General features: G+C 66.7%; 9 protein-coding genes and 1 pseudogene (1 of these 10 running past the window's edge). 1 reads left to right on the top strand and 9 read right to left on the bottom strand.

What is annotated here, in order from left to right:
• Positions 1-1,055, bottom strand: partial view of a carbohydrate kinase family protein gene (locus K728_RS0111690; protein ID WP_024476827.1) — the 5' portion only. The gene continues 37 nt to the left of window position 1, outside the view; 1,055 of the gene's 1,092 nt are visible here — the first part of the coding sequence; its start codon is at positions 1,053-1,055; its stop codon lies off the left edge, out of view.
• 91 nt (positions 1,056-1,146) lie between these two features.
• Here K728_RS0111690 and K728_RS0111685 point away from each other — a divergent pair, with 91 nt between their 5' ends.
• The gene (locus tag K728_RS0111685; protein ID WP_024476826.1) at positions 1,147-2,493 is read left to right on the top strand and encodes a family 4 glycosyl hydrolase; all 1,347 of its coding nucleotides are present in this window, start codon (positions 1,147-1,149) and stop codon (positions 2,491-2,493) included.
• 38 nt (positions 2,494-2,531) lie between these two features.
• Here the strand turns inward: K728_RS0111685 and K728_RS0111680 are convergent, their stop codons facing one another.
• The 8 genes and pseudogenes from K728_RS0111680 to glmS form a co-directional block, all read right to left on the bottom strand.
• Positions 2,532-3,047: a GNAT family N-acetyltransferase gene (locus K728_RS0111680; protein WP_035747941.1), complete on the bottom strand. Its 516-nt coding sequence runs from the start codon at positions 3,045-3,047 to the stop codon at positions 2,532-2,534.
• 11 nt (positions 3,048-3,058) lie between these two features.
• The gene (mgrA, locus tag K728_RS0111675; protein ID WP_024476824.1) at positions 3,059-4,105 is read right to left on the bottom strand and encodes an L-glyceraldehyde 3-phosphate reductase; all 1,047 of its coding nucleotides are present in this window, start codon (positions 4,103-4,105) and stop codon (positions 3,059-3,061) included.
• Positions 4,106-4,152: 47 nt separating this feature from the next.
• Positions 4,153-5,889 (bottom strand): malto-oligosyltrehalose trehalohydrolase, encoded by a 1,737-nt coding sequence (treZ, locus tag K728_RS0111670; RefSeq protein ID WP_024476823.1) that lies wholly within the window; start codon positions 5,887-5,889, stop codon positions 4,153-4,155.
• Positions 5,886-8,186 (bottom strand): annotated as a pseudogene (gene treY / locus K728_RS19275) (malto-oligosyltrehalose synthase). The gene treZ and the pseudogene treY overlap by 4 nt, the downstream one beginning before the upstream one ends.
• Positions 8,187-8,270: 84 nt before the next feature.
• Positions 8,271-10,451 carry a glycogen debranching protein GlgX gene (gene glgX / locus K728_RS0111660; protein ID WP_024476822.1) on the bottom strand — a complete coding sequence of 727 codons (2,181 nt, stop codon included), beginning with the start codon at positions 10,449-10,451 and terminating at the stop codon, positions 8,271-8,273.
• A 79-nt stretch (positions 10,452-10,530) separates the two neighbouring features.
• The gene (locus K728_RS0111655; protein WP_024476821.1) at positions 10,531-12,081 is read right to left on the bottom strand and encodes an NAD(P)H-hydrate epimerase; all 1,551 of its coding nucleotides are present in this window, start codon (positions 12,079-12,081) and stop codon (positions 10,531-10,533) included.
• A 2-nt stretch (positions 12,082-12,083) separates the two neighbouring features.
• A complete protein-coding gene (locus K728_RS0111650; protein WP_019481545.1) occupies positions 12,084-12,482 on the bottom strand; it encodes a holo-ACP synthase in 399 nt (132 codons plus the stop codon).
• A 6-nt stretch (positions 12,483-12,488) separates the two neighbouring features.
• On the bottom strand, positions 12,489-14,387 hold the full coding sequence (gene glmS / locus K728_RS0111645; protein WP_024476820.1) for a glutamine--fructose-6-phosphate transaminase (isomerizing): 1,899 nt from the start codon (positions 14,385-14,387) through the stop codon (positions 12,489-12,491).
• Positions 14,388-14,441 lie beyond the last annotated feature (54 nt).

Below are 14,441 nucleotides of genomic sequence, written 5' to 3'. Positions count from 1 at the left end.
GCCCGCCGCACTGCTTCCAGCGGAACACCCGAGACCATGTCCTCGAGGAACTCGTAGCGTTTCAGCCACTGTTTGCGGACCTTGTCGCGGGATTCGCTCACCCGGTGCCACCAGTCGGCAATGTCACCCCACCCGGGTGCGGCGAGGGACCCGCCCACTTCCTGCACGGACAGGGCGGCGCACAGGTTGGCGAACCGTAGCCGGTCGGCGAGGGAGAACCCGGCGAGGTCACCCATCACGAAAGCGGCGGCGAAGCAGTCACCCGCCCCGGTGGGGTCATAGGCTTTCACCGGCAGGGCCGGCACCCACTCCTCCTCCCCCGTGATGGAATCGATGGCGATGGCCCCCTGCTGGCCCACCGTGACCACTGCCACCGGCACCCGGTCGGCGAGCGCATACAGGGCCGCCCACGGGTCGTCGGTGCGGGTATAGGCCATCGCCTCGACATCGTTGGGCACGAAGGCATGGAAGTACTGCAACGTATCCAGCGCATTGCCCGACCACTGCCCGGTGGGGTCCCAGCCCACATCACCAAAGAGTTTGGTCCCATTGGCCTGCGCGGCGAGAGCCCAGGGTTCCAGCTGCGGTTCGACGCTGACGACGGCGGCCCGGGCGCGCGGCGGCGGGTCGCCGAGCAGGTCGGTGGCGGAGACCGGCGAGGGGTGCCCGTGGGTCACCATTGACCTGTCGCGTTGCACCGACAGGGACACGGTGACCGGTGAGTGCCAGTTCTCGAATGTCCTCGACCGGGAAAGGTCAACATGTTCCTGGTCCTGCAGGATGCCCTTGTTGTAGTCGCCGTAGCCGTCGTCGCCGAACGCCGCCGACAGGGTGGTGCGGAGCCCCAGCCGGCTCGCGGCGATCGCCTGGTTGGCAACACCGCCCGGGCAGGATCCCATCCCGTCGGCCCACACCTCGGTGCCGGGTGACGGCAGGTGTTCCAGGCCGGTGAAGACAATGTCGAGGAAGACTGAGCCGCTGAGCAGCAGGTCAAACTCCGGATCGGACGCGGAGCGGCTATCAGCCAGAGGATCGAAACGATGCGCGGTGCTCATGTACGGCACAATACTCTTAGGCCTCCGCCGTGCGGCACGCGTGTGACGCCGGACCCCCGGAGATGAGGACACCTAGTGCTGCGGAGGGTTCATGAAACTGGTCATTGTGGGCGGCGGCGGCTTCAGGGTTCCGCTGGTGTACCGGGCCCTGGCGACCGGCCAGTTCGCGGGCGTCATCACTGAGGTGGTTCTGCAGGATTCTGATCCGTCCCGACTGAAGGCTATCGCCCGGGTCCTACACACGATGCCGCTGCCTGCAGGCTCCGACCGACCACAGCTTGACACCGAGCCGGTCCTTGACCACGCCCTGGCGGGCGCCGATGTGGTCTTCGCGGCCATCCGGAGCGGCGGCGCAGCGGGACGGGTCCTTGACGAGCGTGTTGCCCTGGACGAGGGACTGCTGGGCCAGGAAACCGTGGGTGCTGGCGGCATCTCCTACGCCCTGCGGTCGGTGCCGCAAATGCTGAGCGTCGCTGAATCCATGCGGCGTGTCTGCCCCGGAGCATGGCTGATCAACTTCACCAACCCGGCGGGGATGGTGACCGGCGCGATGCAGGCCGTGCTGGGTGACAAGGCGATTGGAATCTGCGACTCGGCGTCCGGGTTGGTGTCACGCGCGGCGTCGGCGGCCGGTGTCCCTCTTGTCGAGGGTTCCCTGGCCGGGGTTGACTACGTCGGTCTGAACCATCTGGGCTGGTTGCGCGGCCTGACGTACGACGGCGTCGATCGGCTGCCGGGGCTGCTGGCGGACCCGCAGCGGCTCGCGTCTTTCGAGGAGGGCCGGGTGTTCGGGCCGGATCTGCCACGGCTCCTCGGGTCGGTGCCCAACGAGTACCTGTTTTACTACTACTTCCACCGTGAGGCGGTCCGCTCGCTGTCGGGGGCCGCAGAAACGCGCGGCGCGTTCCTGCACCGTCAGCAGGAGCAGCTCTACACCGAGTTGCTGACGACGCCTGAGCCTTTCGCGGTGTGGGAGGGTGCGCGGCTCGCCCGGGAAGAGGGGTACCTGGCCGAGGCCCGCCCGGCCGCTGAGCAGCGCGATGAGGCAGATCTGGCCGGGGGCGGCTATGAGCGCATCGCTTTGGCGGCGATGCGGGCCCTGCTGACCAACCGGCCCACCGAGTTGATCGTCAACGTCCGCAATGGGGCCACCCTCCCGGCCTTGCCAGCGGACGCCGTCGTCGAGCTTCCCGCCCGGCTCGACCAGACCGGCGCCACGCCCCTGCCCGCCGGACCGCTGACCACCCACCAGCTGGGCCTGATGGGGCAGCTTCTAGCGGTCGAGGAGGCGGTGATACAGGCAGCCGTCCACGCCGACCGGGACTGCGCACTTCGGGCGTTCCTGGTGCATCCGCTGATCGACTCGGCCCACGCCGCCTCACGGTTGTTGGCCGGGTACGAGCGCGCGTTCCCCGACCTGGCCGCGTTCTGGCGGTAGCCACCCGCTTCCGGACGGCAATTTCGCCGCGGCGCCGGTCAGAGCTCCCTGAACATCAGGTGCAGCCCCACAAAACCTTCGACCGGGTGCCGGAACGCCCCGGGAACGGTGGCGAGGATCCGGAACCCAAGCGATTCCCACAGCCGCACCGCGCGGATGTTCGTTTCCACGACCGCGTTGAACTGCATCGCACGGTAACCCTGCTCCCGGGCCCGGGCCAGTATCTGGTCAGCCAGGAAACGCCCCACTCCCCTGCCCGCGGCGTCAGCGGCCACCAGGAAACTCGCGTTCGCCACGTGCGACCCGCCGCCGCCACGGTTCGCGTGCAGCTGGGCGGTCCCGACGACGGCACCGCTGGGCACCGCCGCCGCGACATAGACCCGCATCGTCGAGTCGTCGGGGGCCAACCATTCGTCCCGCGCCTGCGCTTCGGTGAGATCGGCGTCCCAGCAGTAGGTCTCACCGGCGCGGAGCACCGGTTCCATGATGGCCCAGAGGGCGGGCCAGTCCGCCTCAGTGGCTTCGCGGACGTGCAGTGCCCCAGCGTCGGACATCGGTGGGGTACCTAGGCGTCGAGGGCCTTGGCCCACAGGTTGATGTCCGATTCGACGGCGAACTCGTCGATGGCGGTGAGTTCGTCCTGGCTGAACCCGAGGTTCTTCACGGCTGCCAGGCTGTTCTCCAGCTGCGTCACGCTCGACGCGCCGATGAGGGCCGAGGTGATCGCGCTGCCCTTGGACTGCTCGCGCAGGATCCAGGCGATTGCCATCTGCGCCAGCGACTGGCCGCGGTCCTGGGCGATACCGTTGAGGCCGCGGACCCGCCGCAGGTTGTCCTCGGACAGGTGCTCTTCCGACAGCGACTTGTTGGCCGCCGCGCGGGAGCCCTCGGGAATCCCATCGAGGTAGCGGTCGGTCAACAGCCCCTGGGCCAGCGGCGAGAAGGCGATTGATCCGACACCCTCCTGCTCGAGCACCTCGGGAAGGTTGGGGGTGCCGTTCTCCACCCAGCGGTTAAGCATCGAGTAGGAGGGCTGGTGGATCAGCAGAGGCGTGCCGAGCTCCCTGAGGATTGCCGCGGCTTCAGCAGTTTTCTCCGGCGAGTAGGAGGAGATCCCCGCGTACAGGGCCCGCCCCGACCGCACCGCGGTGTCCAGGGCGCCCATGGTCTCCTCGAGCGGCGTGTTCGGGTCAGGACGGTGGCTGTAGAAAATGTCCACGTAGTCCAGACCCATCCGGTTCAGTGACTGGTCGAGGCTGGCGAGCAGGTACTTCCTGGATCCCCACTCGCCGTAAGGGCCCGGCCACATGTCGTAGCCGGCCTTGCTGGAGATGACCAGCTCGTCGCGGAACGGAGCGAAGTCGTCCTTGAGGTGCCGTCCGAAGTTCGTTTCGGCGCTGCCCGCAGGGGGGCCGTAGTTGTTGGCCAGGTCGAAGTGGGTGACGCCCAGGTCGAAGGCGCGCCGCAGAATGGCCCGCTGATCGGCGAACGGTTTGTCATCCCCGAAGTTGTGCCACAGGCCGAGCGACACCGCGGGGAGCTGCAGCCCGCTGCGCCCCACCTGGCGGTAGGGCATCGTGTCGTAACGGTCATCGGCTGGGTGATACGTCATGGGTCTCTCCTAGGTCGGGGGAAGGGTGATGCGGCGGGCTGGCTGAATCAGCTGAGAATTGCCGACCCGCGGGCCGGAAGGGTGCACCGGCCGGCGTCCAGCACCTCGCCTGGGACGGTGGACAGCAGAACCTGTGAGGCGTCCACGGGAACGGTCCGCTCCTCGTCGGCGAGGTTGACGACGACGACGGTCCCGCCACGGCGGATCGCCAGCCACTTTTCGGGTTCGCTGAAATCGACGGACACGGCAGTGAAGTCGGGGTTCATCAGGTCAGGAGTGTCGCGCCGCAACCGGATCAGCTGGCGGTACACCTCCAGAAGGCGGGCGTGGTCACCGGTCTCCACTTCTTCCCAGTCCAGCTTGGCTGACGCGAAGGTCGCTGGATCCTGCGGGTTGGGCACAGTGTCGGCGTCCCAGCCCATCCGTTCGAATTCGCGCAGCCGGCCCTCGGCTGTTGCCTTGCCCAGTTCCGGTTCGGGGTGGGAGGTGAAGAACGGCCAGGGGGTGGAGGCCCCAAATTCCTCACCCATGAACAGCATCGGGGTGAAGGGCCCGGCAAGGTTCAGGACAGCGGCCTGCGCCAGCTGGGCGAAGCCAACGGTGGCGCCCATCCGGTCACCGGCCGCTCGGTTACCGATCTGGTCGTGGTTCTGTGTGCAGACCACCAGCTGGTGCGTGCTGATGTGGGCCGGGTCGATAGGCCGTCCATGGCCGCGTTCGCGGAAGGACGAGTAGGTACCGTTGTGGAAGAACCCCTCTGTCATGACTTTGGCCAGCGCGCCTACCGAGTCGAAGTCTTCGTAGTAGCCGGTGGTTTCCCCGGTGACGTTGACGTGCACGGCGTGGTGGAAATCGTCGCTCCACTGGCCGGTCAGCCCGTAGCCGCCCGCGGCACGTGAGGTAATGAGCCGGGGATTGTTCAGGTCTGACTCGGCGACCAGGAACAGGGGTTTGCCCAGTTCCGTGGCAAGGGTGTCGGTCTCCTGGGCGAATTCCTCGAGAATGTGCACCGCACGTTCGTCGTGCAGTGCGTGCACCGCGTCGAGGCGGAGGCCGTCGACGTGGAAGTCCTTGAAGAACATCCGAATATTGTCCAGCACGTAGCGGCGGACCTCATCGGACTGCGGCCCATCGAGGTTCAGCGAATCGCCCCAGGTATTCGCTTTGCCTTCGGTCAGGTACGGGCCGAACTGGCCCAGATAGTTGCCGCTGGGTCCCAGGTGGTTGTGCACCACATCCTGGATGACGCCCAGACCCCGCTGGTGCGCCGCATCGACGAACCGCTGGTATCCGGCGGGACCCCCGTAGGTCTCCTGGATCGCGAACCAGAGGACGCCGTCGTACCCCCAGTTGTGGGTGCCGTTGAACGCGTTCACCGGGAGGAGCTCGATGTGCTGGACCCCCAATCCGACCAGGTAGTCGAGCCTGCCGATCGCCGCATCAAAGGTGCCCTCGGGCGTGAAGGTCCCGATGTGCAGTTCGTAGATCACTCCGCCGTTGAGGCCCGGAGACGCCCAGGAGCTGTCCTGCCACGCGTAGGAGCTCGGGTCGAAGGTCTGGGAGAGTCCGTGCACGCCGTCGGGCTGGCGGCGGGACCGGGGATCGGGGATCGGCGACTCAGCGCCGTCCACCAGATACCCGTAGGTGGTGCCCTCCGTTGCCGCCGGGAGCGTGTCAACGGTCCACCAGCCGTCGTCGCTTCTGGTCATGGCCGAGGTGGTGCCATCGGCGTGCAGCGAGAGGGTGGTTGCCTTGGGGGCCCAGACGTCGAATGGTTTCCTCATGATGCGTCCTCCCGGACCAGCATTGCTACTGGGTAGGTTTCAAAAATGGTTTTGGCGGGCACGGGACCGCCGGAGAAGGATGCACCGGTGATGGCGCAGCTGTACTGGCCCTCCGGCAGCACGATCGAGGTGTCCTTCCAGCCGCCCTGGCGTTCGAGGCCGAGGGGTAGCCGGGTCACCAGGGTGAGAGCCCCCCCGCGGTCGAAGGCGAACACATGATCGGCGGCCGCACCGGNCGGCGGTGTACCCGCCAAACAGTTCGGGCCGGTCGCGGCGTAGCTTCAGGGCGCGGGAGACCACGAGCAGCTTGGCCACCGCTGACTCGTCGACCGCCGGCAGCGCACCGAAGGCCAGGTTCACCAGTGCTTGTTTCCGCGCTTCGAAGTCCACGGGCCTGCGGTTATCGGGGTCCACCAGGGAGTCTTCCCAGAATTCGGAACCCTGATACACGTCGGGGACGCCGGGCATGGTCAGTTGCAGCAGCTTCGCGCTCAGGGAGTTTGACCAGCCGTAGCCCTTGATCTTGTCCACCAGAGCGGTGATGAGGGCTGTGACCGCCGGTGTGTCGTAAGCCGCGTCGACCGCGGCGTGCATGCGGTCCTCAAAGGCGTCGTTCGGGGCTGTCCAGTGGGTACTGGAGTCGGCTTCGCGGGAGGCCTTTTCCACGTAGGCGTGGGCCCGTTCGCGGCTGAGCGGCCACGCGCCGACCATGGCCTGCCAAAGCAGTGACGAGAAGGCCGGGTCACCGAGGGGCGCGGCGTCGTCGAGCTGGTCAAGAATTGTGGCCCACTCGTCGGCCATTTCGGACAGGACGCTGATCCTAGCCCGGGTGTCCTCGCTGCGTTTGGTGTCGTGGGTGCTCAGCGCCGTCATGGACAGTGGGTTGTCGCGCTGGCGGCGGAGGAGACGGTTGTGCATCTCGATCCGGCCGATAGAGAAAATGGACGGGTCGGCGCCTACCTCGTTCAGTGAGGTGAGCCGGTTGTACCGGTAAAACGCGGTGTCCTCGACCCCTTTGGCCATCACCATGCCCGAGGTCTGCTGGAACCGGGTGGCCAACTCGGTCAGGGGGGTGTCGGTGCGCGCGGCGTCAGGGTCGGCCAGGTAGGGGTTGAGCAGGGGGTGCAGCGCCTTGAGTGTGGGGGCCAGGTCGGGGCGGTGCACCTGGGCGGCGACGACGGCGTCGTCGAGGTAGTCCGCACCACCGGGCAGGTAACTGCGGTAGACCGGGAAACACGCCAGCAGTTCGGCGATAGCGTCGGCGGTCTGCTCGGGGTCGAGGCCGGCATCGGCCGGAACCAGGCGGGTCAGCCGCAACACCTCCGACCGGAGGATCCCATCGGCGATCCCGCGTTTGGTGCCGTGGATCATCGAGTGGAAATCCTCGACCGGCGCAACCCGTTCAAGTGCGGCTTGGCCGGCCGGGTCCACGAACAGGCGGTCAATATCGGCGAGCGCGTCGTAGCCGGTGGTGCCTTCGGTCGCCCATTCCGGCGGGAGGACTTCGCCCGGCTCCAGAATTTTCTCGACCAGGACATAGGCCCCGCCGGTGAGTTCACGCAACCGGTCCAGGTAGCCTGCAGGGTCGGCCAGCCCGTCCGGGTGATCGATCCGGAGCCCATCCACCAGGGATTCCTCAAACCAGCTGCGGATCTCGCTGTGGGACTCATCGAAGACCCGTGGCACTTCGACTCGCACCCCCGCCAGGGTGTTGACGCCGAAGAACCGGCGGTAGTTCAGTTCGCTGTCCGCGCGCCGCCAGTTCACCAGCTCGTAGTGCTGCCGGGCATGAACGGCCTGGGCCGTGTCTCCAGTTTCGTAGCTGCCGTCAGCGATCGGGAACCGGTGATCGTAGTAGCGCAGTTCCCCGCCGTCGAGCTCCAGGGCCGACAGTTCGTCATCCCCGTCGCCGAGGACCGGCAGACGGATCTTCCCGTCCGCGGCCGCCCAGTCGACGTCGAACGCCTCGGCGTAGGGCGAGTTCTGCCCGCCCTTGAGCAGCGAGGACCACCAGGGGTTCTGCGCAGGGGTCTGCACTCCCAGGTGGTTGGGCACAATGTCCACCAGGACGCCNCCGAGAGCGCCACGAAGGCGTCCCGTCCGCCGCGCTCCGGGTCGATCGCCGTGGGATCGGTGACATCGTAACCGTGTCCCGATCCCTTCTCGGCCGTCAGCACCGGCGACAGGTAAACCCAGTCCACGCCCAGGTCCCGCAGGTAAGGGACCACCGCCGCGGCAGCCTTCAGGTCGAACTCGGATTGAATCTGCAACCGGTAGGTCGACTTCGGGATCCTCATGGATGTACTCCTGAACTTCGGTGCTGTGTGTCGTTCGAACTGCGGCAGGGTGAACTGCTGCGGTGCCTGGGGTGATCCAGGCGGTTAGGCGCCGCCGGGCTGGTGCGAGTTGGCCAACGCAGCCAGTGACGCTGCCACCGAGTGATCGAGATCCTCGGTTTCGGCGTGGGCGCGCAACACCACCATTGACTTGGCTTCCAGCGTGATCGTGGCTTCCGCTGGGATGGCGTCCGAGTCGGCGTACTTGCCTGCGGTATCGATGACCTCGTCCCAGGTCGGGGCGTACTCCTGCGGTGGGAGGGTGAAGTCGACCGGCTCGTCGCTGGCGTTGAACAACAGCAGGAAGTTCTGGTCGGTGATCCGCTGCCCGCGGGCGTCGCGGCCGGAGATACCCTGGCCGTTCAGGAACACGCCAATGGATCGGCCGAACCCGGTGTCCCAATCCTCGGGTGCCATGACGGTGCCGTCGGTGCCCAGCCATACGATGTCCGGCAGGGCCTCGCCCTCGCCGCGTCGTACCGGCCGGCCGTCGAAGAACCGGCGACGGCGGAACGTCGGGTGCTCCGACCGCAGCCGGTTCACAGCGGCAGTGAATTCGAGCAGCGGCTGGTCCATCTGGTCCCAGTGAATCCAGCTGATCTCGGAGTCCTGTGCATAGGTGTTGTTGTTGCCCTGCTGGGTGCGGCCCAGCTCATCACCGTGCAGCAGCATTGGCACACCCTGCGACAGCAGGAGGGTGGCAATGAAGTTGCGCTGCTGGCGGACCCTGAGGGTATTGACCTCGGGGTTGTCGGTGGGGCCTTCCTCACCGCAGTTCCAGGACCGGTTGTGGGTTTCGCCGTCGTTGTTGTCTTCACCGTTGGCGTCATTGTGCTTCTCGTTGTAGGACACGAGGTCGCGGATGGTGAAGCCATCATGGGCGGTGACGAAGTTGATCGATGCGACCGGGCGGCGTGCTGACTGCTCGTAGAGGTCTGCTGAGCCGGTCAGGCGTGAGGCGAATTCGCCCAGCGTCGACGGTTCTCCACGCCAGAAGTCACGCACCGTGTCGCGGTACTTGCCGTTCCACTCGGTCCACTGCGGTGGGAAGTTGCCCACCTGGTAGCCGCCGGGTCCAACGTCCCACGGCTCGGCGATGAGCTTGACCTGGGAGACCACTGGGTCCTGCTGGACCAGTTCGAAGAACGCCGACAGGCGGTCGACGTCGTAGAACTCGCGGGCCAGGGTGGACGCGAGGTCGAAGCGGAAACCGTCGACGTGCATTTCCGTCACCCAGTAGCGCAGTGAGTCCATCAGGAGCTGCAGGGAGTGCGGGTTGCCCACGTTCAGTGAGTTGCCGGTGCCGGTGTAATCCATGTAGTACTTCTTGTCGTCTTCGACGAGCCGGTAGTACGCGGAGTTGTCGATGCCGCGCATCGACAGGGTGGGGCCCAGATGGTTGCCCTCGGCGGTGTGGTTGTACACGACATCGAGAATCACTTCGATGCCGGCCAGGTGGAGTTCACGCACCATGGCCTTGAATTCCTGGACCTGTTCGCCGGTGTCACCGGCGGAGCCGTAGGTGTTGTGCGGTGCGAAGAAGCCGATGGTGTTGTAGCCCCAGTAGTTGGTGAGGCCCTTTTCCTGGAGGGTGCTGTCATTGACGAACTGGTGCACTGGCATCAGTTCGATGGCGGTGATTCCCAGCTTCTGCAGGTGCGAGATGACTGAAGGGTGCGCAACGCCGGCGTACGTGCCGCGCTGTTCCTCGGGGACCTCCGGGTGCAGCTGGGTGAGTCCCTTGACATGGGCTTCGTAAATGACCGACTGGTGGTACGGGATCCGTGGCTTACGGTCGCCGTCCCAGTCGAAGAATGGGTTGACGACGACGCCCAGCATCATGTGGGGTGCCGAATCGTCATTGTTGATCGAGTTTTCGTCGCCGAAGTTGTACCCGAACAGTGCCGGGTCCCAGTCCATCTGGCCGTGGACGGCCTTGGCGTACGGGTCCAGGAGGAGCTTGTTCGGGTTGCAGCGGTGGCCCTCTTCGGGGGCGTTGGGACCGTGGACCCGGTAGCCGTACTTCTGGCCCGGGACGATGTGCGGCAGGTACCCGTGCCAGACGTAGCCGTCCACCTCGTTGAGGTGCACGCGGGTTTCGGTGCCGTCGTCCTCGAACAGGCAGAGCTCCACCCTGTCGGCAATCTCGCTGTACAACGCAAAGTTGGTACCGGTGCCGTCATAGGTAGCGCCCAGAGGGTACGCTTCGCCGGGCCAGAGTTCCATGTGTTCTCCTGAAGTGGTGTAATTCGTTGGTCGAAAAGTGAACGGTCCAGCTACCTTCATAGCGCAACCAGGTGACTAGTTAGTGAATTGTGTCCTTGCCGGGTGGGGCGGTGAGCAGGTCCGCGAGGACCGCACCAAGGTGTTGCGGCAGCTCCGAGACCACGATCGGCCCGAACCCGGCAGCCCTGGTCCCGGCCAGACCGTGGAGCAGCGCCGCAGCTGCTGCTATCGCCGCCCACTTGTCCTGCACCGGTACGCCGATGCGGTCGATGGCAGCGTCGCCGTCGTCGTCGGCAAGTGTTGCCACCAGGGCGCCCAGTATGCCAGCGAGCGTATCCCCCGATCCTGCGGTGGCGAGCCACGGCGTCGCTTCCGCCTGGCTGAACAGCGTGCCCGACGGCGACGCCACCACTGTGACTGCACCCTTGAGCAGCACTGTGGCACCGGTGAGCTCAGCCGCGATGCGGGCGTACTCGGTGGGGGCCGCCTCGATGTCGCGCCGGATAGCCCTGACCTTGCGCCTCGCCAGCACCGCCTGCAGCTCGCCCGCATGAGGGGTCAGGATCACCTGTGGTCCCAGCCTGCGCGGCAGGAGCGCCAGCGCACCGGCGTCGACCACCGTGGGCAGGCCGGACGCCATCGCGTCGCGGGCCCGGCGCCGCTGGTCCGGGTCCTCGTCGGCCCCGGGGCCAACCAACCAGGCCTGGACGTGGGTCGGCTTGACCTGCCCCTGGGAGCAGACCGCCTCGGGGTGGGTCCGGTTGACCAGGGCGGCGACCGACGGTGGTCCGAGATACCTGACCATTCCCAGCCCGGTGGCCAGGGCGGCTCCGGTTGCCAGGACCGCCGCGCCCGGGTACATCGCCGAACCGGCGGCAATGCCGAGCACTCCGCGGGTGTACTTGTGGTCGGCGGGGCGGGGCCTGCGGTACAGGGCCGCGGCGTCGGCGGCCTCAAGACGGAATAGGTCAGGTTCCGGCAGCGGCTCGGAGAGCCCGATGTCGACGACGACGACGCGCCCCGCGGCGTGCGCCCCCGGCCCCGTGAGGAGCCCGGTCTTGAGCGCACCGAAGGTGACCGTGAGGTCGGCGTGAAGGACCGGTTCGTTGACCACGCCGGTGTCCGCATCCACCCCGCTGGGAAGGTCGCAGGCGACGACGATGCCGGTAGCCGCCGCGGCGAGCTCCCGGACCAGGGTGGCCGCAGGTTCGCGGAGACCGCCGGACCCGCCGATCCCCAGAATCCCGTCAATGACAAGGTCCGCCGCGGCGGTTGACCCCACCAGGCGTCCGGTGGTCGCTGGGCTGAGCAGTTCAACGCGGCCGCCGGCGCGTTGAAACGCTGCGAGTGCCAGCGGATGAGTGGTGGCGGAGGTGAGGATCGCCGTCGTGCGCACTCCCCTGCCGGCCAGGCGTGCGGCCGCGAAAAGGGCGTCGCCGGCGTTGTTGCCGCTGCCGGCGAGAACCACCGCTGTGCGCCCGTAACAGCCGCCGATCCGGCTGGTCAGTTCGGCGGCGGCGGCAGCGTAAAGACCGTGGGCTGCGCGCTGCATCAGGGCAGCGCCGTGCCCGGCGTCGAGGAGAGGGGCTTCAGCCGAACGGATCGCACTGCCCGAATAGGCGCTAAGCATACTTAGGAGTCTATCCCGACCGACGGTGCTGTTGATGCCACGGGTCCGGCTTCGGCTTCGGCGACCACCATCGCCGTCGCCACCCCTCCGTCATGGCTGAGCGAGAGGTGCCAGCGGTGCACACCCTTCGCGGCGGCGGCGGCCGCCACGGTGCCTTTGACTTCCACCGATGGGCTACCGGCAGCGTCGAGCCCAATCCAGCAGTCCTGCCAGTTCATTCCCGCGGGGGCGCCGAGGGCCTTGGCCACCGCCTCTTTGGCGGCGAACCGGGCGGCGAGCGAGCGCAGGTTCAGCACCCGCTCGGCCGGCACGAACAATCGTTCACGCAGGCCAGGCGTCCGTTCCAGCTGCCGCCCGAACCGGTCTATGTCAACAACGTCAACGCCTATGCCAACGATCATCGGTTATTACTCAACCGTGACTGACTTGGCCAGGTTGCGGGGCTGGTCGACGTCGTACCCCTTGGCGGACGCCAGCTCGCAGGCGAAGATCTGCAACGGCACAGTGGTGAGCAGCGGCGCCAGCAGGGTGGGAGTCTTGGGGACGTAGAACACGTGTTCGGCGTAGGCTTCCACCGAGGTGTCGCCCTCCTCGGCGATCACGATGGTGACTGCGCCGCGGGCGCGAATCTCCTGGATATTGGAGACCACCTTGGCGTGCAGGGAATCCCTGCCGTTCGGTGACGGCACCACGACGACCACCGGCTGCCCATCCTCAATCAACGCGATGGGGCCGTGCTTCAACTCGCCGGCGGCGAACCCTTCGGCGTGGATGTAGGCGAGTTCCTTGAGCTTCAAGGCACCCTCCATCGCCACCGGGAATCCGACGTGCCGGCCCAGGAAGAGCACCGACTTGGCGTTGGACATGTCGCGGGCAAGCTTCTTGACCTTGTCGGCGTTGTCCAGGATGCTCTGGATTTTCGCTGGCATGTCGGCGAGATCGGCCAGGACGTCCGCGATCTCGTCGCCGAACTTGTTGCCGCGCAGTTGCGCCAGGTACAGACCCAGCAGGTAGGCAGCGGTGATCTGGGCGAGGAACGCCTTCGTCGAGGCGACGGCGATTTCCGGACCGGCGTGGGTGTACAGCACGGCGTCTGACTCACGCGGGATGGTGGATCCGTTGGTGTTGCAGATCGCCACCACCTTGGCGCCCTGTTCGCGGGCGTAGCGCACCGCCATCAGGGTATCCATGGTCTCACCGGACTGGGAGATGGCGACCACGAGCGTCTTCTCGTTGACGATCGGATCGCGGTACCTGAACTCGTGGGAGAGCTCCACCTCGGTGGGGATACGGCACCAGTGCTCGATGGCGTACTTGGCTACCTGTCCGGCGTAGGCCGACGTGCCGCAGGCGAGGACCACGATCTTGTCCACGGAGCGCAGGATGGTCTCGTCGATCCGCAGCTCATCAAGGATCAGCTTGCCCTTCGCGTCGGAGCGGCCCAGGAGGGTCTGCGCGACGGCGTCGGGCTGGTCATTGATTTCCTTCTCCATGAAGGAGGGGTAGCCGCCCTTTTCCGCGGCCGCCGCGTCCCAGTCCACGTGGAATTCCTTGCCCTCGGCCGGGGCACCGAAGAAGTCGGTGATGACGACGTCGTCGGGGGTGATGGTGACAACCTGATCCTGGCCCAGCTCGACGGCGCGGCGGGTGAAGTCAATGAAGCCTGACACGTCGGAGCCGAGGAAATTCTCGCCGTCGCCAAGGCCGACGACGAGGGGCGAGTTGCGGCGGGCCGCGACGACAATGCCCGGCGAGTCCTGGTGCACGGCGAGGAGGGTGAAGGCGCCCTCCAGTTGCTGGCTGGCTTTGCGCATGGCATGGGTGAGCGGGTCAGGGTCGCCAGCGGCCGAGAGTTCCCGGTAGATGCTGCCGAGCAGCGCTGCCGCTACCTCGGTGTCCGTTTCGGAGAGGAACGTTTCGCCCTGTTCAAGCAGCCCTGCCTTGAGTTCGGCGAAGTTCTCGATGATGCCGTTGTGAATGACGGCCAGCCGGCCGTTGTCGGCGAGGTGGGGGTGTGCGTTGGTGTCATTGGGTGCACCGTGGGTCGCCCAGCGGGTGTGGCCGATACCGGTCAGGGACGCGGTCAGCGGTCGGGCCTCGAGTTCGGCCACCAGGTTGCTGAGCTTGCCGGATTTCTTCCGCGACTCGATGCCGTTGGGGGTCAAAACTGCCACTCCGGCCGAGTCGTAACCGCGATACTCAAGGCGCCGCAAACCTTCCATGACGACGTCGAGCGCGCCATGGGTTGCGGTTGTACCGTCTGAGGACACTGTTGATCGGCCTACGTAGCCTACGATTCCACACATGGGCTTAAGAGTACCGTCAGCCCGGGCGTTCAGACGCAGGCCGCCGCTCCCTAG

The organism is Arthrobacter sp. CAL618 (genome assembly GCF_000468215.1).
In the GTDB taxonomy this organism is placed as follows: Bacteria; Actinomycetota; Actinomycetes; order Actinomycetales; family Micrococcaceae; genus Arthrobacter_D.
This window is presented reverse-complemented; position numbering and strand designations above follow the sequence as displayed.